At 49.7% G+C, this 18,516-nt stretch carries 17 protein-coding genes, 1 pseudogene and 1 riboswitch; of the genes and pseudogenes, 6 read left to right on the top strand and 12 right to left on the bottom strand.

The features are described from left to right. Nucleotides 1-13: 13 nt before the first annotated feature. The 5 genes from C1N59_RS18370 to C1N59_RS18350 form a co-directional block, all read right to left on the bottom strand. Nucleotides 14-439, bottom strand: a complete 426-nt coding sequence (locus tag C1N59_RS18370) for a universal stress protein (RefSeq protein ID WP_014606791.1) — start codon at nt 437-439, stop codon at nt 14-16. Continuing rightward, on the bottom strand, nt 436-1,344 hold the full coding sequence (locus C1N59_RS18365; RefSeq protein WP_014606790.1) for a DHHA2 domain-containing protein: 909 nt from the start codon (nt 1,342-1,344) through the stop codon (nt 436-438). The genes C1N59_RS18370 and C1N59_RS18365 overlap by 4 nt, the downstream gene beginning before the upstream one ends. A gap of 78 nt (nt 1,345-1,422) precedes the next feature. Then, nucleotides 1,423-1,492: riboswitch (Fluoride riboswitch) on the bottom strand. Nucleotides 1,493-1,541: 49 nt separating this feature from the next. After that, the gene (locus C1N59_RS18360) at nt 1,542-2,141 is read right to left on the bottom strand and encodes a uracil-DNA glycosylase family protein (RefSeq protein ID WP_014606789.1); all 600 of its coding nucleotides are present in this window, start codon (nt 2,139-2,141) and stop codon (nt 1,542-1,544) included. Next, complete coding sequence (locus C1N59_RS18355; RefSeq protein WP_014606788.1) at nt 2,138-3,298, bottom strand: TDT family transporter; 1,161 nt, start codon at nt 3,296-3,298, stop codon at nt 2,138-2,140. The genes C1N59_RS18360 and C1N59_RS18355 overlap by 4 nt, the downstream gene beginning before the upstream one ends. A gap of 151 nt (nt 3,299-3,449) precedes the next feature. Beyond that, on the bottom strand, nt 3,450-4,448 hold the full coding sequence (locus C1N59_RS18350; protein WP_014606787.1) for a YncE family protein: 999 nt from the start codon (nt 4,446-4,448) through the stop codon (nt 3,450-3,452). A gap of 228 nt (nt 4,449-4,676) precedes the next feature. Here C1N59_RS18350 and umuC point away from each other — a divergent pair. Next, a pseudogene (gene umuC, locus C1N59_RS18345) lies at nt 4,677-5,729 on the top strand (translesion error-prone DNA polymerase V subunit UmuC); the annotation flags it as partial. An 89-nt stretch (nt 5,730-5,818) separates the two neighbouring features. Then, complete coding sequence (locus tag C1N59_RS18340; RefSeq protein WP_394550022.1) at nt 5,819-6,823, top strand: FRG domain-containing protein; 1,005 nt, start codon at nt 5,819-5,821, stop codon at nt 6,821-6,823. A 222-nt stretch (nt 6,824-7,045) separates the two neighbouring features. Here the strand turns inward: C1N59_RS18340 and C1N59_RS18335 are convergent, their stop codons facing one another. The 3 genes from C1N59_RS18335 to C1N59_RS18325 all read right to left on the bottom strand — a co-directional run bounded on the left by C1N59_RS18335 (nt 7,046) and on the right by C1N59_RS18325 (nt 9,275). Then, complete coding sequence (locus C1N59_RS18335; RefSeq protein ID WP_394550021.1) at nt 7,046-7,288, bottom strand: DNA polymerase III subunit theta; 243 nt, start codon at nt 7,286-7,288, stop codon at nt 7,046-7,048. Nucleotides 7,289-7,628: 340 nt separating this feature from the next. Further along, a complete protein-coding gene (locus C1N59_RS18330) occupies nt 7,629-8,318 on the bottom strand; it encodes a Shedu anti-phage system protein SduA domain-containing protein (RefSeq protein WP_099257614.1) in 690 nt (229 codons plus the stop codon). A gap of 546 nt (nt 8,319-8,864) precedes the next feature. Continuing rightward, nucleotides 8,865-9,275, bottom strand: a complete 411-nt coding sequence (locus C1N59_RS18325; RefSeq protein WP_394550020.1) for an ASCH domain-containing protein — start codon at nt 9,273-9,275, stop codon at nt 8,865-8,867. Between the two features lie 310 nt (nt 9,276-9,585). Between C1N59_RS18325 and C1N59_RS18320 the strand changes: the two genes are divergently transcribed. Together C1N59_RS18320 and C1N59_RS18315 are read left to right on the top strand one after the other, a co-directional pair. Continuing rightward, nucleotides 9,586-9,948 carry a hypothetical protein gene (locus C1N59_RS18320; protein WP_394550019.1) on the top strand — a complete coding sequence of 121 codons (363 nt, stop codon included), beginning with the start codon at nt 9,586-9,588 and terminating at the stop codon, nt 9,946-9,948. Between the two features lie 48 nt (nt 9,949-9,996). Further along, the gene (locus C1N59_RS18315; protein ID WP_394550018.1) at nt 9,997-10,263 is read left to right on the top strand and encodes an EexN family lipoprotein; all 267 of its coding nucleotides are present in this window, start codon (nt 9,997-9,999) and stop codon (nt 10,261-10,263) included. A 459-nt stretch (nt 10,264-10,722) separates the two neighbouring features. On the opposite strand, the gene C1N59_RS18310 is transcribed toward C1N59_RS18315, so the two are convergent. Together C1N59_RS18310 and C1N59_RS18305 are read right to left on the bottom strand one after the other, a co-directional pair. Further along, a complete protein-coding gene (locus C1N59_RS18310) occupies nt 10,723-10,926 on the bottom strand; it encodes an EexN family lipoprotein (protein WP_394550017.1) in 204 nt (67 codons plus the stop codon). A 414-nt stretch (nt 10,927-11,340) separates the two neighbouring features. Beyond that, nucleotides 11,341-12,993, bottom strand: a complete 1,653-nt coding sequence (locus tag C1N59_RS18305; RefSeq protein WP_394550016.1) for a methyl-accepting chemotaxis protein — start codon at nt 12,991-12,993, stop codon at nt 11,341-11,343. A gap of 595 nt (nt 12,994-13,588) precedes the next feature. On the opposite strand from C1N59_RS18305, the gene C1N59_RS18300 reads away from it, so the two are divergent. Next, complete coding sequence (locus C1N59_RS18300) at nt 13,589-13,798, top strand: DUF6434 domain-containing protein (RefSeq protein ID WP_394550015.1); 210 nt, start codon at nt 13,589-13,591, stop codon at nt 13,796-13,798. Between the two features lie 159 nt (nt 13,799-13,957). On the opposite strand, the gene C1N59_RS18295 is transcribed toward C1N59_RS18300, so the two are convergent. Next, the gene (locus C1N59_RS18295; protein WP_324030702.1) at nt 13,958-14,449 is read right to left on the bottom strand and encodes a hypothetical protein; all 492 of its coding nucleotides are present in this window, start codon (nt 14,447-14,449) and stop codon (nt 13,958-13,960) included. A gap of 283 nt (nt 14,450-14,732) precedes the next feature. On the opposite strand from C1N59_RS18295, the gene C1N59_RS18290 reads away from it, so the two are divergent. Continuing rightward, complete coding sequence (locus C1N59_RS18290; RefSeq protein ID WP_324030703.1) at nt 14,733-15,434, top strand: lecithin retinol acyltransferase family protein; 702 nt, start codon at nt 14,733-14,735, stop codon at nt 15,432-15,434. A gap of 746 nt (nt 15,435-16,180) precedes the next feature. On the opposite strand, the gene C1N59_RS18285 is transcribed toward C1N59_RS18290, so the two are convergent. Further along, nucleotides 16,181-18,118 carry a methyl-accepting chemotaxis protein gene (locus C1N59_RS18285; RefSeq protein ID WP_394550014.1) on the bottom strand — a complete coding sequence of 646 codons (1,938 nt, stop codon included), beginning with the start codon at nt 18,116-18,118 and terminating at the stop codon, nt 16,181-16,183. Between the last annotated feature and the right edge of the window lie 398 nt (nt 18,119-18,516).

The raw sequence follows: 18,516 nt of genomic DNA, 5'->3' as shown, positions 1-18,516 counted from the left end.
CGTTTCTCCCGGTTTAGTCATTCAGGTGAGTAATAAGCACATCCACCGTGAGGTGGTTGATGTATTCCGCCGAGCGGGACGTCAGCATTCCCATAAAGCGGTTGCGGTGCCCGGCAAGCACGAGGTCCACGCCCAGCTCATTGATGCACTTCTCCACGTCCTCAAAGCGGCGCATGGTCACCAGCTCCCGCGTGTCTACCGCCTCAGGCACGGAGGCCGCCAGCTCGCTCATAAACGCTTTGGCTTTCAGCACCTCTTCCGACACGACGTCGTCCATCAGGCTGTCGGACACGTAGTTCATTTCCCGGTAGTCGTCGCTGATGTGGGCCAGGGTGATTTTCATGCCGAGCGGCTGCGCCAGCGCGACCGCCCGTTTCAGCAGGAGGGTGCCGTCGTCTTTGTCGTTCACAAGTATCAGTGCGTGGGTGTAGCAGGTCATAATGAACTCCCGTTCTGGTTAAGGCGGGACTCAAGCCACGGCAGAAGCTGTTTTTTGCGGCTGAGCATGCCCGGTACGGAGCAGGAGGCCGCGTTAACGCTCTCCCGCCCGGCGAAGTAAAGCGTTGAAAACCCGGCGCGAATGTCGGTCAACATCAGCACCGTCAGCCCGGCACCCGACTGGTCCGCCAGATACGCCAGGGCAGCGAGCAGGTCGTCCATCACGGGGGCAACCTGTGTCGGTGAGCTGACCTCAATCTGGGCAATGCGCACGTCGGTGCCGGCAATGACGAAGGCCTTGAGGTCCCTGCCCAGCAGCTGCTGGGCGCTGAGGCCGCTGACGTCCGTTTTGGCGGTGAGGAGGTCACGGGCGAAGGCTCTGCGGTTTACGCCGGACAGCACGCCCAGTTCGGTCGCCGAACGGATATCGTCTTCGGTGGTGGTCGGCGAGCGAAGATTCACGGTGTCACTCAGGAGTGCGCCCAGCAGAAGCACGGCGAGCGTCGGGGGCAGCGTGCGGCGCGCTTCAGCGTCCATCAGCAGCCAGAGCAGCGTGGCGCTGCTGCCAACCGGGCGGATATGCACCTCCGGCGGCAGTTGCGTTATCAGCCCGCCCAGCCGGTGGTGGTCAGTGATGCCCACGACGTTGCTCCGGAGCAGGTCGTCAGGCCCCTGCGCCGGCTCGGTGAAATCGACCAGCCACACCCGTTCATCCTGCAGCGGAATAGCGAGCAGCGGCGGCAGCGTAAGACCGGCGGTGTCAAAGATAAAGCGGGTTTCCCGGTTAGCCTCGCCGAGACGCCATGCGCGGGCGTCCATGCCGCGCCCGGTCAGCCAGTGAGCGGTGACGACCGCCGTGCAGATGGCGTCGCTGTCAGGATTGATGTGGCCAAAAACGTGTATCAAGGGTCTCTCCCCGTAAAGGGAAGTACGCAGGCCGGGAGGAAAGTAAGGACGGCCTGACGCACCTCCTGAAAATCAAGAGTCACATCAGGCGTCATCAGCTCCGGAACGGAGCGGTTGGGAAAGGTGGAACGCCATCACCCTGTACTCTGAGTATAGAGCCAGACGGAAAGCCTGTCAGTATTATTCTGCTGGCACCCTCAGCCCGCCAGCGCAGCGCGTGCTTCGCGGAGCACCCGGCGGATGTTTTCCGGCACCGCCGGGCTTGTGCAAAGTGAAAGCGGACTGGGGTGAGGCATCTTCAGCACCGTGACGCCGGGGCACTGATGACTGACCGTCCCGCGGGCCTGAGCCGCTACGGCACCGGCCAGCACCACCACGCGCAGCGCGGGCAGATACGCCAGCACGTCCTCAAGCCAGGCGCAGCCGCTGCGGATGTCCGCCGCTGAGGGCCGTTTCTGCGGCCCGTCGCTGACCCAGGGCACCGTATTCCACAGCACGCTGTCCCGGCGCGCAATACCGGCTTCCGCCAGAAACCGCCCCAGGTTCTGCTGGGCCGGCCCCGGGTTATCCCGCGACACAAACCGGGGTGACGGGCTGCTGCGCGCCGGCGACTGCAGCAGGACGAGCAGTCCGGCCCCGGTCCCGCCGTCGGCCGGATCAAACCACGGCAGCTCCACGCCGTGCTGACGCAGCCCGCTGACCCAGCGATTCAGCGCGGCCACGTGCGGCGCGGTGACTGCCGCGAGGCGTTCCTCGCGTAAAAACGGGTCCAGCAGCGACGTGCAGGTTTCACTCACGGCTTCCGGTCCAGGCCTGCCAGACAGGGGGAAACAAACAGTTTCCCGCTCCATGCCCCGCGCACCGTCTTCACCGCGACCAGCAGCCACATGGCGGCCAGCATGACGACAAGAAGCGCACCGAAGCCTTTAAAGAACGCCAGGTCAACGAGGGTGGACAGCTTCAGCGTGGCGACCGTGTACACGCCCAGCGGGAAGGTAAAGCCCCACCATCCCAGATTGAACGGAATGCCTTCACGGAAGTATCGCACGGTTATCAGCGTGGCCAGCAGCATCCACCACAGGCCGCAGCCCCAGAAGAGAATGCCGGCAACGAACCCCACGCCCTGCGCGATATGACCGATTTCCGGCATGCCCGCCGCGGCAAACACCCCGGGCGCATCTCCGCCGATGACCAGCATCCCCAGCGAGCCGGTACCAATCGGCCCCAGTGCCAGCCAGCTTGAGGCCGCCATGCTTTCGTGTGGTAGCTTGTGCAGCGCCATACGCAGCAGCAGGATGGCGAGGATGCTCAGCGCCACCGGCACCGAGTACGCCCACAGCACGTAGCTGGTAATAATGATGCCGAGCTGCGCGTGGGGGTCGGCAATGTGCGGTGCCAGCAGGCCGCCACTGACTGCCGCAACCTCGGCGGCCACGACCGGCAGTAACCAGACGGCGGTCATCTGGTCAATGCTGTGCTGCTGCCGGGTAAACATCATGTAGGGAATACACACGCCACACAGCAGCGACATCGCCACGTCCAGCCACCACAGGGCGTGCGCTACGGGAATGACGTCAGCCCCCCACCGGGGGAGGCCAAACGCCAGCAGCCCGTTGATGATGGTGGCCATGCCCATCGGGATGGTGCCGAAGAACATGGACACCGTTGAATGGCCAAAGATGCGCTTTGCCTCACCGAAGTACATCACCCAGCGGGCCAGATACATCACGGCAAAGACGCTGAACAGGAAGATGTTAAACATCCAGAGTCCCTCGGCGACGAGGCGTAATCCCGGAACCGGCCAGGGGAACTGCGCCAGAGACAGAGACAGGATACCGGTCCCCATGGTCGCGGCGAACCAGTTAGGCGTGAACTGACGTATGGCCTCTTTCGGGCTGCTCAGCGCGCTCAGCGGGCGCGCTCCGTTATGCAGGGTAAATATTTTATCGTTCATGCCGTAATCTCCTGAGTAGACAGAAAGAGTATAGGCACGTCGGGTTAAATCTTTAAAACAGGTTATTCAGTTAAAATAAACCAGTAAAAGTGGTTAGACTCTCCCACTCCGGGAAGGACCGTCACACCGCCGGAGTGAGGGAAGGACTGAATCAGGCCTGCGGCGGGCTTTTAATCGTGGCCGTGACGCGGTTCTGTTTCAGGTCAACGACCGCAATGCTGAGGTCTTTATTCAGCACCCACGCGCGGGCACCGTCTTTGCTGAAAACGATGGCCTGACGGGGCGCATCCAGTCCGGTAACGGTGGAGACCACCTTACCGGCGGCGGTATCAATAACGGAGAGGCTGTTGTCGCCCAGGTTGCCGCTGTAAACATAGCGGTTATCCGGCGTCAGGGCGGCACCGTAAGGATCCTGCCCCACGGGAATGGTTGCCGTAATGGCGAGCTTCTGCGTGTCAACCACGGCGATGGTGTTGCTGCCGCTGTTAGCCGCGTACAGTGTGCGGCCGTCGGCGCTGACTGAAATGGCGCGCAGCTTGCTGAAGCCTGTTATCTCGCCGCGAATCTCGCCCGTTACGGCGTCAACCAGGGTAATTTTATCGCCCTTAAAGTTAGTGACGTAGACGGTTTTGCCGTCCGGGCTGATTTTTATGCCCTGACGGGGCTGGGCAAAACCCGTCACGACCGCAACGGGCCGGTTGTGCGTCAGGTCATACACCGAGAGCGTGCTGGCGGCCTCGTTATTCACATACAGGCGCTGACCGTCACGGCTGATAGCTGTGCCGAATGCCCCGGGCCCCAGCGGCAGCGAGGTCTCCACATCAAGCGTCCCGGTGCTGATTTTTCTGACCACGCCGAGGCTGCTGTCTGAAAGATATACGGCCTTCCCGTCGGGGGAGAAAAGCGCATTGCGGGGCGTGACGTATCCCTTCAGCACCTTTCTGACTTTCCCGGCAGCCAGGTCGTAGACCACCACCTCAGAGCGCTCACTGTAGGACGCCACCGCCGTTTTCTCATCGGGACTGACAGCAAGGGAATTGTTGTGGATATCGCCGTCAAACGTCCAGCGTTCCTCTGCGGCACCGGCGAGGGTGCTGATAAGAAGAAACGCCACCGCGGTCAGTCCCGGGATCCTGTATTTTTTTATCATCATTTTTCCTGCATTGGGGTGGGTAAGGGATAAGACTCATTGCCCGATTGAGGGCTTCAGAGTAAGCGTGGCAGATTAAATCCTGGCGGGGAAATCGATTTTCCGACTATGTCTTACCACCCTCAACCTTCCCCCCTGTCAGTAAGCATACTGAGGTAGTTCAAGGCTGAATAATTCCTGTTCAGAAAATAAACTTCAGAGGAATGGTAACTGATTTTTTTTGTTTAAATTGCATTCCACATAAACGCCTCGATGTCGAACAGGGTAATGAGCGTTTTAGAGGCTCTGTCACCTCGCGTGGAACAGTATTCGATTGATGAGATGTTTCTGGACGTTCGTGGAATCGATTTTTGCACGGATTTCGAGACGTTTGGCCGCGAAGTACGGCGCAGTGTGCGTGAACATACCGGCCTTACGGTTGGGGTCGGTATAGGCAAAACCAAAACGCTTGCAAAATCAGCCCAGTGGAGCAGCAAGGAGTGGCCCCAGTTTGGCGGCGTGCTGGCCGTCACATCGCACGTCCGGGCTGAGAAGATGCTGGCCCGCCAGCCCGTTGAGGAGGTCTGGGGAGTCGGCAGGCGCATAGCCAAAAAACTGAACAGCATGGGAATTACAACCGCACTGGAGCTCGCCCGCGCCAATTCTGCAATGATCCGTAAACACTTCAGCGTGGTACTGGAGCGAACGGTGCGTGAGCTGAACGGCGAGAGCTGTATCAGTCTGGAAGAGGCACCGCCGGCGAAGCAGCAGATCGTGTGCTCCCGTTCTTTTGGCGAAAGGGTCACCGAGTATGAACACATGAGGCAGGCAATCTGTCAGCATGCCGAACGGGCGGCCGTAAAATTGAGAGGGGAAAAGCAATACTGCAGACAGGTTTGTGCCTTCATCAAAACCTCACCTTTTTCGCCCGGGGAGACTTACTACGGTAACGTGGCTTCAGAGACACTGATGTCGCCCAGTCAGGATTCCAGAGACATTATAGAGGCTGCAATAAGAGCACTTGATCGGGTGTGGATAAGCGGCCATCGCTATGCCAAAGCAGGCGTTATGCTGAACGACTTCACTCCCTCAGGTGTTGCCCAGCTCAACCTCTTCGACGAAGTTCAACCCAGAGCGAACAGCAAGCCTCTGATGCAGGTGATTGACCATATAAATCAGACCGGGATGGGGAATATCTGGTTTGCCGGCCGAGGAATAGCGCCGGCATGGCAGATGAAGCGCGAAATGTTGTCCCCAGCCTATACCACACGCTGGAGTGAAATACCCATAGCCAGGCTTTGACCGAACCAAATGGATCGACATTTCTCAGATATACTCTTTATTAATTCTTTCAAATTTGGGTATGGATAATAACTTTTAGAGGTTTATTTATGAGTGAAATGATTTTTAGCAAGCATTTTGATAAAGCTGAAGAGTTGATGAGTGCCTTGTCGCCATGGTCAAATTTTTACAGGGATAACAACCTCAGTATGTTTATTTTTAGAGGGCAAGGAAATTCAGAGTATAAACTAACACCATATGCCTTAAGAGAAACAGTTCAAAAAGAAATGATTAATAAAACTAAAATTTTTTTGGAGGTGCATCCGGGTGATGCTATTTCTCAGTGCATTTCGCCTATAATTGAATATCAACTTATAAGAGACTTTTATCGTCAAGCAGACATGCAGGGCTTACAGTTACCCGCCTCCAGAACCCTGCGCAATATTTTATACGAAAAAACCGAGTTGGACACCATGTCTGAATGGGACCCAGATGCAATCTGGTTGCCTGAAGACATGTTGGAAGCGGCGGCTTTAGCACAGCACTATGGTGTACCAACTCGCCTGCTTGACTGGAGCTACAGTCCTTTTGTAGCTGCTTTTTTTGCTACTGCTCCTGCTCTGGAAGGTCTTAATACAGGCTTTAGAAAGGATGGTAGTTTATGTATTTGGGGGCTTAATACCCAGACGGTTAGTACCATGCACAAAGCTTACAAGCACTCAAAAAATGGTATGAATTCTTATCTATTTCCTGAGTTTCCGTTAAAAATAATTACCCCGCCCTATAATGGCAATCCCAATTTAGCGGCACAACAAGGTCTGTTCACTCACTGGGCAACCAAACCCGGTAATATTAGAATGCTAGCTAATAACAATGCCCCGAAAGATGATTACGGGAATGATTTAGTAGGACAAATAGAAAATTACAATAATTCTTTAGGGTTTGTTGGAATTAATAACACGATTCTTAAATTGACATTGCCTAATACCGAGGCTGAGAAAATGGCGACTTATCTCAGACAACTGGGTTATGGCCATTCTAAGCTTTTCCCGGGTTATCAGGGGGTTTCTTTTGAACTTAATGAACGAATTCACTTCGAGAGAAAACCAAAGTGATGGAAAGCTTAAACTTGTTGCTCACTGAACACCATATCAACTCGTCATGCACAATTCAGCAACTGGTATTTGTAAGAATGATAAAACCCCGTATCTACGGGGTTTCGCGCTTGTCCTGATCAGGAGCCCATTCAAGTCCGCATTTATCGCAGGACCATTTTCCGTTTGGATTTTTCCTGAGGCCATAGAAATTGCAAAAGGGACATGTTTTTGGCTTGTACACTATTTTCCTTCCTCCTTCTGATAGACAGGGGCCGTCCCACGCGGAAACTTTAAGGCTTCGTTTCTGAAGTGCTGAAGCCTTTGTCTGAAGTATTCCTGAAGCTCGTCCGGTTGCTGTCTCTCGACTTCCGAAGGAATCACCGGCAGATTCATACGCTCTTTATAAGCTACCCCTGATGCGGCCAGATCCACGTTGACCTTATCCCGCTCATCTTTGCTTTTTGCTGCTATGTTGTGTGACATATGAAGCCCTCCCTGACAAAAGTATATCAGCTACCGTGTTAAGTTCCGCATCCATCGCTGAAAGCGTTTATGAACATCCCCCCTAAGCGTCAGCAGCAAGCTGTCGACGCCAAGGCCCCAAAAATCACGCCCTTCACTTCGCAGGCACCGAGAAGCCCACTCACTGGGTTTATAAAGGAAGCCAGCAGTTAAAATGCCGGCTCCAACTTTCATGGTCAGTATTGAGGCCTGATGAAAATTCAGGCCAAACGTCTGCTTTGTGCCAAAAGCGGACGTTACAAAAATAATTTCAAGTATTGATGAGGCATATAACAATGATGTTTTTTTATTGGTATCATTCTCACAGGTTGTGTGTTGATGCAGCAGCCTGAGCTGCAGCGAGATATGTATCAAGCTCATACCTCCCTTCATCAACCACTTGGTCAAAAGTTATACACCTAATCTTATAATCATATGCTTTTAGATTTTTCGTTCTCCAAGCAAGACGTTCCTTTTGGGCGGAATCAAGATATTCATCACGCCCTATTACAAGGATGAATTCAGCTTCAAACTTATTCGCAGACCCAAAATGAGCTCGAAAATCGTCAGTTTTTTCTGCATCATGGAGTACCCGTATCCAGTCAATGATTTGACTTGCACCATGCTCAAATCGTTCGGACCAGTCATAATAAGGCGCACGCCCCATCAGTCCATTATATTGGTCTGGCTTTCTTTCAACGAAAATGCTTTTCGGATTAGCATCCTCAATTTCAATAAAACAGAATTTCTTTCTTCTGGAATCGCCAACCGCAAAATCACAACGTAGCTTATCAAGGATCCAATATTCTGAAGCTATCAAGTCTGGTTTGTTTATCCCACAAAATGATGATGCAATTATAGAAACATGGTTAGGCGCTGCCTTTAAAGCAGGAGAAAGATGCTCATTTTCCTTTAATGAAACACCATTTCCTTTTTTGAGTAAATCTACAAGAGCAGTGGATTCATTTGCTAATCCATTTGCATCAAATTTAAATTGGCTGAATCCTTTCATTTTCGTTCCTTAACGAACTTTGATAAGTCGTCTCTGAATACTATATCAACAAGTTCAATTATATTTTCATCAGCCATTCTGAAAATCAAACGGTAATCATTAGATATTCTAGTAATCCATAAATGGGACTCTGAAAAGCCATTTAATTTTTTGGACTGCTCAAATAAAGAGTTTAGATTATCAACTTCCAGTCTTTTCAATTTTCGAATAAAAAGGTGTGATAATCGCTTATCTAATAAGTCTATTTTCCTTTCAAATCTTGGGGTTGTGACTATGGTGTTTAACATCTTCATTAGCCTAAAGTCATAGTTAAATAGCAATCCATAGAATAATATACAATTATGATAGCGCGGATGCAAACAAACACCCTATTCGCCCCATTAATGCTCAACATATTTTCCAATGTATATGTAAGTTTTGGTGTATATCTAACGTCCGCTTTTCGCTCAAAGCGGACCTTCATCTCAGTCAGCCTGTCCGCTTTGTGCCAGAAGCGGACATTGTAATAAATGATAAGGTTTGAAACGCCAGAGTATTAATTGAATCTTACAGCGACTCAACCACCTCAAATTCTTCTGTGATCAGTTCCATATCGTCAGAAAAATGTCCTACACCCGAGAAAAACCTCTTATGCTCTTGCTGCCAGTATTCAAGACTTAAATCGCCTTCACCTTCTTTGCGGGCAAACTCCTCAGTAACATCACAATAACGAACCAGTTTCATTGAAACCAGTCTGGTCACGCAGACCGGGACGTTCTCTCCATCAAGGATGATGTTATAGCTACCAATTTTCGGGGCAGGCTCTTCCTGCTGGTAAGAGATAAGAGAGCCGCAGGAGGCCGTTTTGATCCCTTTTTTAATCAGGTCAGCCAGATTGCTTGCCAGCTCTGGGCTGTCACCAAACTGCCAGGCAACTGCTCCTGGATACTTTGCTTTTAATACCTCAACTGTAGTCATTAACAGCCCTTTTATCGTCTATGAAAAATGTCATAAAGAGTTTTAACATATACTTTCCGGGCATTTAAAGAGATGCTATCACTCGGGTGCAGGGGTTCTCATCTGGCTCTGGGCGGACATCGGCCTACGTGTCAGTCCGCTTTGTGCTAAACGCGCACTTGTGATGGTAATTTTTTCCAGACAACCTTTTTGCTACTTACGCGAATTCGGTAGCGCTCCTCTAAGACCGAACATATGACTTATCCGGAGGAGCGTTTTAGAATCGGCCAGGTACTGTATGTTGATGAGAAAATTATGAAAGCCCTCTCCATTGTACGGTCTGCCGGAACCCCAAATAGCAAACGGACTTAAAAGGCTGGAAATAAGGAAGTGGTTTCCTGACGTTCGAAGCGGGGAAAAGATATTACTGATTGAAAACGAAAACTTTCTTATGGAAGAGGGGCAGCAGGCGGTGCGGAAAGCAGTAGCCATCATCACATTGGGAGACATCAGAGAATTTAAACGTGAAGATGTCCTTGCCGCTTGCGCATCTTATTATGAAGAAGGTTGGTTAGCCCGGGAGATAAAAAACGTCCAGAAAATCGAGAACGCTTTCTCAATCCGGGCAGCCCGGAAGCTTTACGATGTGGATGATTCAGTGCTTACTTCCGCTCGCCTGATAAAGATTCGGTGAAACGCCTTTTCCACCGAACCGTGCAACCGGGCCAGTCAGAAGGCTATAATGTCTGTCGCAATCCATACGTTAAAGGAAGAAATGATGAAAACAGGACTGATTTCTATGAGCCTGCTGGCTGCCATACTGCTCACCGGCTGCGACGAGGGCGCAAAGAGCGAGGAATGGTATAAGGCTCACGACAACGAGCGTAAAGCGAAATATGAGGAATGCCGTAAAGACTCCAATCCGCGCGCCACTGAAGACTGCCGCAACGCAATTGATGCCGGTGTCCACGGAGGCCAATTTACAAAGAGCCCAGAAAAGGGCTGGTAAAACCAAATGAGCCGCCGCGAGGCGGTTTTTTTACGTCCTTTTTCAGAAATTAGGTATAAGGCCAATGTTACCGAATCACCCTGATGAAGCGTTGAATCCTATATACCGAACTATAACTGAATATACCAGATATACTGGTTAGACGGCCAAAGTCTGGACAGAGCGCGCCATTTTCCCTCGGCAACTTTCGGCAAGACTTCGGCAGCGGAGACATTAAACGAATGCGTTTTACCGCCAACAGAGTTTTTGCTTTGTAACAGACTTTAAAATGGTGACCTGTTCCCTTTGAATTAATACGCTGTTTCAGTGGCTATTCTTCATTTAGTGTTGGATAACTTCGAACGTCCGCTTTTGACAGACCTCTTTCATCATCAAAAAAATCAATGAGTGTCGATGAACCAGCCGTTCACCGCTTGCCTAAAAAGCATAAAAAAACCGCCTTGCGGCGGCTTGTGTATTTTACCATTTTTTATTGGGCCGCGCGAAGCGGGCGTTGCGGCAGTCATCGGTGTCACTCACTTTGATGTCTTTGCTGCATTCCGCCACCTTCGCGTCGCGCTCTTTTTCATGCGTTTTGTACCACTCAATGCTTTTTGCATCCGCGTCACAGCCGGTGAGCAGTATGGTAGCCAGCAGGCTCAGAGAAATCAGTCCCGTTTTCATCACATCTTCCTTTGAATGTTTGAAATGCTGATAAAATTATAGCTTACCAGCCAGTTTGCTTCACCAGACCGCACAATACTTTAGATAATTCATTAGCATAAGCGGTTTAAAATTTTAAGATTTTACTTACTCCTGAATGATCAAGTTCGTGAAATCAGTTACTAACACCATGCTATCAGATTGATAAATTTCAGGGTGTAATAGCCCTGTTTAAACCGGACACTTCACCAGTAAGACATAGTCATATAGCTATATTTCAGGAGTGTTCTGTAATGAAAATACGAATGTCCGCTCCCCGCTCAAAGCGGACAGTGGGAGATGAAGACCAGAAACTTGTTTCATAAACCAACACTGACGAGGCTTACTGCAGGATTTTTACGTCGTACCGCGCCAGTCAGCAGCGCGGCACTCCGCTCAAAAATGCGTCCAGCCTTCGTCCCTGTTCGTTACGCCGGTGCCTGTTTCCGGCGCACTGAATTTCTGCCTTACGGATTCAGAGGCCGCATTAACAGAAGACGTAATGACCTGATTACCCAGACTGAAAACGGATACGGCCTGGAGAAGCCGTTCGGCCTGATCTTTAAGGCTCGCGGCCGCTGAGGCAGACTCCTCGACCAGCGAGGCATTCTGTTGCGTGGTGCTGTCCATCTCCGTTACCGCAATGCCTACCTGTTCAATACCGCGGGCCTGTTCGGCGCTTGAGGAGGTGATTTCCTCCACGGTGTCAGTCAGCTTTCCGACCGCAGAGAGGATGCCTGACATTGTTTCAGAAGCGTGTACCACCAGTTTGTTACCTTCTTCGACGCTTTGCGCATTTGCCTCAATAAGCTGACGTATTTCACCGGCAGCTGTTGCACTGCGCTGCGCCAGAGACCTGACCTCACTGGCCACCACGGCAAAACCCCGGCCGTGTTCACCCGCCCTTGCTGCCTCAACCGCGGCGTTGAGCGCAAGGATATTCGTCTGGAATGCGATTCCGTCAATCACGGCTGTAATCTCGGCAATACGGCCGGAGCTTTCGCTGATGGTCTTCATGGTCCCGGTAATGGCGCCGGTGGCATCACTGCCTTTATTTGCCACATCGCGTACGCCCACTGCCAGTTGTCCCGCCTGCCGTGCGTTTTCCGCATTGTTCCTGACGGTCATACCCAGTTGCGTCATGGTTGCCGCTGTCTGCTCCAGTGCACTGGCCTGCTCTTCAGTTCGCTGTGAGAGGTCAGCGTTCCCCTGCGCAATCTGGTTGCTGGCCGATGCAACACTCTCCGCATTGCTTCTTACCTGGCTGACGGTATTAATCAGGGAATCCTGCATGTCACGAATGGCTGACAGCAGTATCCCTGTCTCATCATTATGACCAGCATGCACCGCGCCACTCAGGTCACCCAGGGCCACGCGGCGTGCAGCCTGAACAGCCTCCGTAAGCGGCCGCGTGATACTCCGGGTAATGAACAGTGCGGATATGGCAGCGAGCAGTACTGCAACAATACCTGCGGTAATGAGTATCATCAGTGCTGACGAACGGTCTGCGCGCGCCTGTGCAGCAGCGGTAATCATCCGCGCTTCCTGGTGGTCCTGCAGTTGTTTCAGGGAGGCCATGAATTCCCCCTGGCTCTGATAGCGCGGACCGAAAAGCAGCTGCGTGGCTTCGTCGTTCTTACCGTTTTTCGCGAGGGCCACAACTTCATCAAGGAAAGGTAAAAAGAGGTCTGCCCGGTCCGTGAGATGCTTAAAGATTTCCAGCCCTGTGGGTGAGCTCACCTGTTTCCGGAGCAGCTCGAGCAGGCTGTCAAGCTCATGCCTTTCGCTGCGGTAGTCGCTGATGGCTTTCTCTCTCTGAGACTCGTCTTTGAGGAGAATTGCATTGCGGGCGAGGCGACTCATGTCTGATGTGAGATAGCGCAGAGACTGGGAGGCGGAAGATTTGCTGTAAAGGCTGCCTGAAATTTCATCGTTCGCACTGCCGAGCGAGTTAATTTTAAGGACGCCAATCAGCACCATGATAATCACAAGTAATGCCATAAAGCCGAAGGCCGCACTGAGTCTTATACCTATTTTTATATTATTCATAAAGGTTCCCTGATGTAGGGTATCAGCACTGATGTATTGAGGCGTCAGTGCTGATACAGAAGCTCTCCTGCGCTGCAGAAGGACGATGTAGCACATTTCCGCTTTTTATATGACGGAATTATTACTATCGGCAGCGATTAAAGAATGTTCATTCTGACTGTACCAGACCTGAAAGCCGGAGAGAGCGCATGGCTGTTTTGAGTTATCGTTAAACTGGGCCGGGCTATTCACTGTGTTCAGCAACCGCCTCTGAGTTTTACGAATCCTTGGTCATCAACTTCCTGCCGTTCGCCGGGGTTGAAAGGATTACCTGAATTTCTTCTTTGCTGAAAGCCCGCATAAATACTCAGGGAATAGAGGGGGTAGGATAGGGCACGATCTATCTATGCGACGGTGACTGTATTAGGCGGGCGTACGGCGCCGTTCAACATTATTTGCGCCATCTTTTACTTTAAGCGCCGTTCACATGCTTCTTAAGCAGCATTTGAAAGTAGGAGATTGATTCAGAGCAAAAAGTCCGCTTTGTGCCATAAGAGGACACATCAATAGTGCTAGTTTTGAGGCTGATACCGTTTGTTTATATAGGAGTAAACAAGTGAAGATCGACTGGCACAGTTCTTCTTTAACCCGCACCACTGTCGTTGATAAAAATTACAAAAATACACAAAATGTTCGTCGTTTCATGATTGATGAATGTAGCCCGGATTTTCGATTTGATTGTGCGTTTATGGTCTGTATAAGAAATGATGCCCCAAAAAATTTAGGGGATGTGGTGGATGAGTGGAATCGCAGACATTCACTGTAAATTAACCTGCTGCTTGCCCACTGCTGGCATTGCCGAGCATACATGTCCGTTCCGTTCCGTGCCGGAAGTCGAAGTATATCTCACTTGCTGAAAACTATATGAGTTATGCGTGGATACAACCACCTTACAGTTTATCGGAACATCAGCCTGAATTATCATTCACTGGCAATATTTTTTGTTAAGCTCATTAAATGACTTCATCTGCAAGTGATACTCATAAACTAAGGATTTATCATCAATCGTGTATGCAATCGGACGGCGTGAGTACTTAACGTCTAATATCAAGTGTTGTGGCTCTGCAGAGATAAACCGAGCACCTATTTTTTGATTGATTTTTGTTCGGCCAGAAATGATTCCGCACACATAATTCGCCCCCTCAAAGTGATGAGTGCTCATTTCGGAGAATGATATTGGCTTTGAAAAATCAATATCGCTATCGCAAAAACCCAACATCATTTTCTTATTACTTTCATTTGAAGGATCTTTTGCTAAAAAATCTTTGAATAAATCACAACTTGCCGATGAACTCGCTACTTTTTTAAGAAAATTAATCACATATGGTTTAATTTGTTTGTGCTGAATATTTTCTTGACCATACGAAGCTGGAACTATAGTTAATAGAAGCAACGCAGATAAAACCAAACTTCTCATGTTCCTTCCTCCGTGAATGGATGTCCATGTTACATCGGCAAAAAAATACCTAACTTTAATGACCTGTGATTTTCAACCACATTAGACGCTTAAATCACCTTGTGGTGCAATCAATAGCAATCCGTCCGTTCCTCGCTCAACGCGGACATCATTAACCTCGTTTAACTTCTCCTGTCATAAGGGGGAAAAGTCTTTACAAGATAATTTGAACGCTTGGTGATTTCCAAACAATACTTTCGGGTATAAACTCGGCGGATATGATTAGCTGAAAATGGAGTAATCGATGTTTACCCTTGGCGCACACCTTTCATCCAAACGTACCGGATATACTCATCATGGTATTTACATTGGGAGTGGTAAAGTTATCCACTATTCAGGTCTGGCAAGTGGGTTAAGCAAAGGTAAAATCTGTGAGACTTCGTTTGAAGACTTCAATCAGAACCAGAGCGAAGTTGCCATTATCGAACATCTGGATGCTAAATGTGTTTACTCCAATGTAGATATTGTGAAAAGGGCTAAATCCAGACTGGGTGAGGATGGATATAATTTATTCAACAACAACTGTGAGCATTTTGCGACATGGTGTGTGACTGGCGTTAGTGAAAGCGCTCAGGTCAAAACAGTGAAGACTATGGCAGTATCTGTAGGGCAGGCGGGGTTCAATGCTTACAGCTATTATAAAATAACTCAAACAGCCCCCACGGTATTAAGAACTGCGGCGTCCATCGCAAGCCGTCAAGTTGCTACGCGAGCTATAGCATCAGGGGCAATGACATCCGGTACTTCAGCATTGACCGGTATATCGTCTGTTGCTAGTGGTGCAGGGTTAACTACAGCAGCTTTCTCTGGTGGAGCGAGTACTATTGTTGGCTTAACTGGAGCTTCAGCAGCTACAGTAGCTGCGGCCCCCGTTGTGCTTGCCGCGGGAGGCGTAGCTTTAGTTGGGTATGGTGTATATAAAGTATGGTCATGGCTTAGCGACTAATTCTCAAATAAGCATTTAAACGCCGTGGTCGTAGTGTCGATTAGTTCTCCGAGGTGATCGGAATCGACGTTGCGGATGCAACGCTGGAGGGCTATGTAAAATACGGTGATCTGCTCCCTGTCGGTTAACACACGGGAAGGTGAGTAGAGCTTTATCAATGGCGATGATAGTTGTGAACGTCTGCTCCTCGCTCATAGCGGACCTCCAACTCAGTCAGCCTGCTCGCTTTGTGCCAAAAGCGGACGTTGCTTGCATCATGGAATGTTAGTTTACCGGGAGCAGGTCAGCGCCTCTATGCAGCTAACCCCGCATCTAATGATTTGCTGCATATCGGCATTTTCAATTTTGAAGTCTGATTGATGAAACTGCGCAGTAAAAGATTTGACTGAATGGCCGGATGGCGCGAGTGCAGAACAGCGCCCCAGGGGGAAGGTGTAACGCGCCGTCCGGCACAAGAGGAAGTATCAAGGCCAGCTGCAACAGAAACAACTTTAAAGAGGAACCCGCTTAAGGCCGCACTTCGGATGTTATGAGCGAAGCTCATAGGGTAATTGGGTGATTAATGCCAAATATTTGAACAGGCGTTTGATTAGTCCGCCGGGCCTTTAATTGCAACAGTATAAGTTTATCATGGCTTTAAATGAGATAAGCCATCCATGAAGATGGCTTATCAAGTGCAAATACAGACGCAGTTTTGTAAAAGTGTTGCCGCGTTAAATGGCACACAACTAATGCGTTTGAACCACTTATACAGCGTTTGTGCGGAATACGCTGACAGCATCTCTCAGGCTTGCGGCCCGGTTTGCAAGTTCATCAGCAGACGATGCAGACTCTTCAACCAGCACGGCGTTCTGCTGCGTAACCTGATCCATCTGTGACACCGCAATATTTATCTGTGATATGCCCGCACTCTGTTCTTCAGAAGAAGATGAAATCTCTTTAACTAATTGCGATGTCTGCTCAATAGCTTCCACGCTTTGCTTAACTTTGTCACCGGCATCCCGGGCCATCGAAATTCCCTGTTCGGCATGCTCAACTGACTGCTCAATGAGCCCTTTGATTTCCTTCGCCGCTCCAGCCGATCGCTGTGCCAGCGCCCTGACTTCAGATGCAACAACAGCAAAGCCCTTACCGTGTTCACCTGCCCGGGCAGCTTCGACGGCTGCGTTTAAAGCAAGAATATTCGTCTGAAATGCTATCCCGTCAATAACGGAGATGATTTCTTTTATCTGACCCGCACTGTTGCTTATTTTTTCCATTGAATCCAGCACTGACTCCATCGCCTCACCGCCTCTCAGGGCCGCACTGGTCGCGGAGCTGGCCATTTCAGCAGCATGACGCGTGTTATCTGCATTATTACCAATGATTGACGATAACTGCTCCATGCTGGCCGCGGTTTCAGCCAGAGAGGCTGCCTGTTCTTCCGTTCGCGCAGACAGATCACCATTTCCACGGGCAATTTCTTCTGATGACGTAGCAATAGTGACAGCGTTGCTTTTAATGTTTTCAACCGTAAGCGTAAGTCGCTGACTCATTTGCAGTAATGCCCTGAGCAGTCCGGCAGTTTCATTACGCCCCGTTACCGTAAATGTTGACGTAAGGTCCCCTCCTGCGACTTCAAGCGCCAGCTTTGATGCTGCACTGATAGGTCTGGTAACGGAGCGAATGATAACCAGAGCGAAAATTACTGCCAGCAGGACGATAAAAACAAGAACGGTCAGTAGCGCATATTGTTCATACCGGTGTTCCTTAATCTGCCCATTCAGCATTTCATTCAGTTCATTACCCCCGGCAATGGCGTAGTCGCTGAATTTATTAATAGCGTGCGTAAAGAGCGCTGCATAGTCCTTCGGGTTTTGATTGGTCATGCTGCGATTGATAAAAATCGCCTCAGCGGTTTTGAGAGCACTGTTTGCCTCCTGAACGGCTGCATCTGCATCTGCACTGAACTTTTGCTTAAGTGTGTTATCAGATAAAAACAGTTTTTCAGAATCCTGAGCAAATAAATTCAGGTTATACGAACCATTACTGATTAAAGACTCCATACGGACAGAGTCTGCTTCGCTTATGCTTTCATTTCGTGCAAGAAGTGAGGTGCCGAATGCACGTATTTTTCCAAGACTTTCGGTCAGCTCAGGCAGTGATGAAAAATTACTCATAATTAAACGGTACGTGTTGATATCTGAATCGAGTGAAAGCCCGTAAAAATCCAGCACATCACGGTTCGCGTTCAAAAGTGTGCGGATGAGGAGGGCATGCGCATCAAGACTGGCTGTCAGACTCAGTTGTGAAGAATCGATTCTTTGCTGTAGCTGGCTCCACTGTGTATGCACATCATTGATTTTGCTGATGATGGCTGCGCTGCCTTCTGTTCTGGCCATATCTCTGGTAATAACATCAGTGATGTTTTTAATTTCATCTCTGACCTGAACGCGGGACGGTGTTGCGGGATTTTTGGTTGCAATGGCAATGGCGGTTTCTGCACGATGGCGCTGTATCAAATTTAGCAGGGCTAAAATCTTATTTTCTACAGGTACACCCGTTACCTCCCTTTGCTTGTCCTGAATGTATTTATTGCCTTCGGACACAAAAAGCATGGTAGGAACTGAGAACAGAACAAGGGAAAACAGTCCCAGAATGGCAAATTTGGCGGTAAGACTTATATTGTTAAGAATCTTGTTCATTTATGATTCCTGGTGAATTAATTCGTTATAGTGACAATTACAAAAGATACATTTGTAAAGCACCTTAACCTTTTTTATCGGTTATTTATTCATTAACTTTATACCGCATTGATGATTTACTGCTTTACGGAATAAACTTTTAGTAACGTTAAACAAAGTACTTAAGCTAAATAATCATTATTTCACGGGATGAAATTCTGGACGCATCACCATCAGCCTTTGCTGAATTTTCGTCTGAGAATTTTTACTGAGATTTGAATGAGTCGGCTGAACTAAATGCGGATCGCGCACATGTATTATTTACATGTCGCCTAAAGACGTTGTCTCGGGGGTGTAAGGTGAAGCAAAACTATCTGACCTGGCAGGCGCTTTGATCGCTGCGAGTGACCTGCTACCCG

This window comes from Pantoea sp. SGAir0183 (assembly GCF_043545505.1).
The sequence above is the reverse complement of the archived record's forward strand: the minus strand, read 5'-3'. Positions and strand labels throughout refer to the sequence as shown.

Coding starts and splice junctions, on each gene's coding strand:
- C1N59_RS18305 (WP_394550016.1), bottom strand. CDS start 12,993: ATGAATAATATAAAAATAGGTATAAGACTCAGTGCGGCCTTCGGCTTT.
- C1N59_RS18285 (WP_394550014.1), bottom strand. CDS start 18,118: ATGAACAAGATTCTTAACAATATAAGTCTTACCGCCAAATTTGCCATT.
- C1N59_RS18295 (WP_324030702.1), bottom strand. CDS start 14,449: ATGAGAAGTTTGGTTTTATCTGCGTTGCTTCTATTAACTATAGTTCCA.
- C1N59_RS18315 (WP_394550018.1), top strand. CDS start 9,997: ATGTCTGTCGCAATCCATACGTTAAAGGAAGAAATGATGAAAACAGGA.
- C1N59_RS18335 (WP_394550021.1), bottom strand. CDS start 7,288: ATGTCACACAACATAGCAGCAAAAAGCAAAGATGAGCGGGATAAGGTC.
- C1N59_RS18290 (WP_324030703.1), top strand. CDS start 14,733: ATGTTTACCCTTGGCGCACACCTTTCATCCAAACGTACCGGATATACT.
- C1N59_RS18340 (WP_394550022.1), top strand. CDS start 5,819: ATGAGTGAAATGATTTTTAGCAAGCATTTTGATAAAGCTGAAGAGTTG.
- C1N59_RS18330 (WP_099257614.1), bottom strand. CDS start 8,318: ATGAAAGGATTCAGCCAATTTAAATTTGATGCAAATGGATTAGCAAAT.
- C1N59_RS18370 (WP_014606791.1), bottom strand. CDS start 439: ATGACCTGCTACACCCACGCACTGATACTTGTGAACGACAAAGACGAC.
- C1N59_RS18355 (WP_014606788.1), bottom strand. CDS start 3,298: ATGAACGATAAAATATTTACCCTGCATAACGGAGCGCGCCCGCTGAGC.
- C1N59_RS18310 (WP_394550017.1), bottom strand. CDS start 10,926: ATGAAAACGGGACTGATTTCTCTGAGCCTGCTGGCTACCATACTGCTC.
- C1N59_RS18325 (WP_394550020.1), bottom strand. CDS start 9,275: ATGACTACAGTTGAGGTATTAAAAGCAAAGTATCCAGGAGCAGTTGCC.
- C1N59_RS18350 (WP_014606787.1), bottom strand. CDS start 4,448: ATGATAAAAAAATACAGGATCCCGGGACTGACCGCGGTGGCGTTTCTT.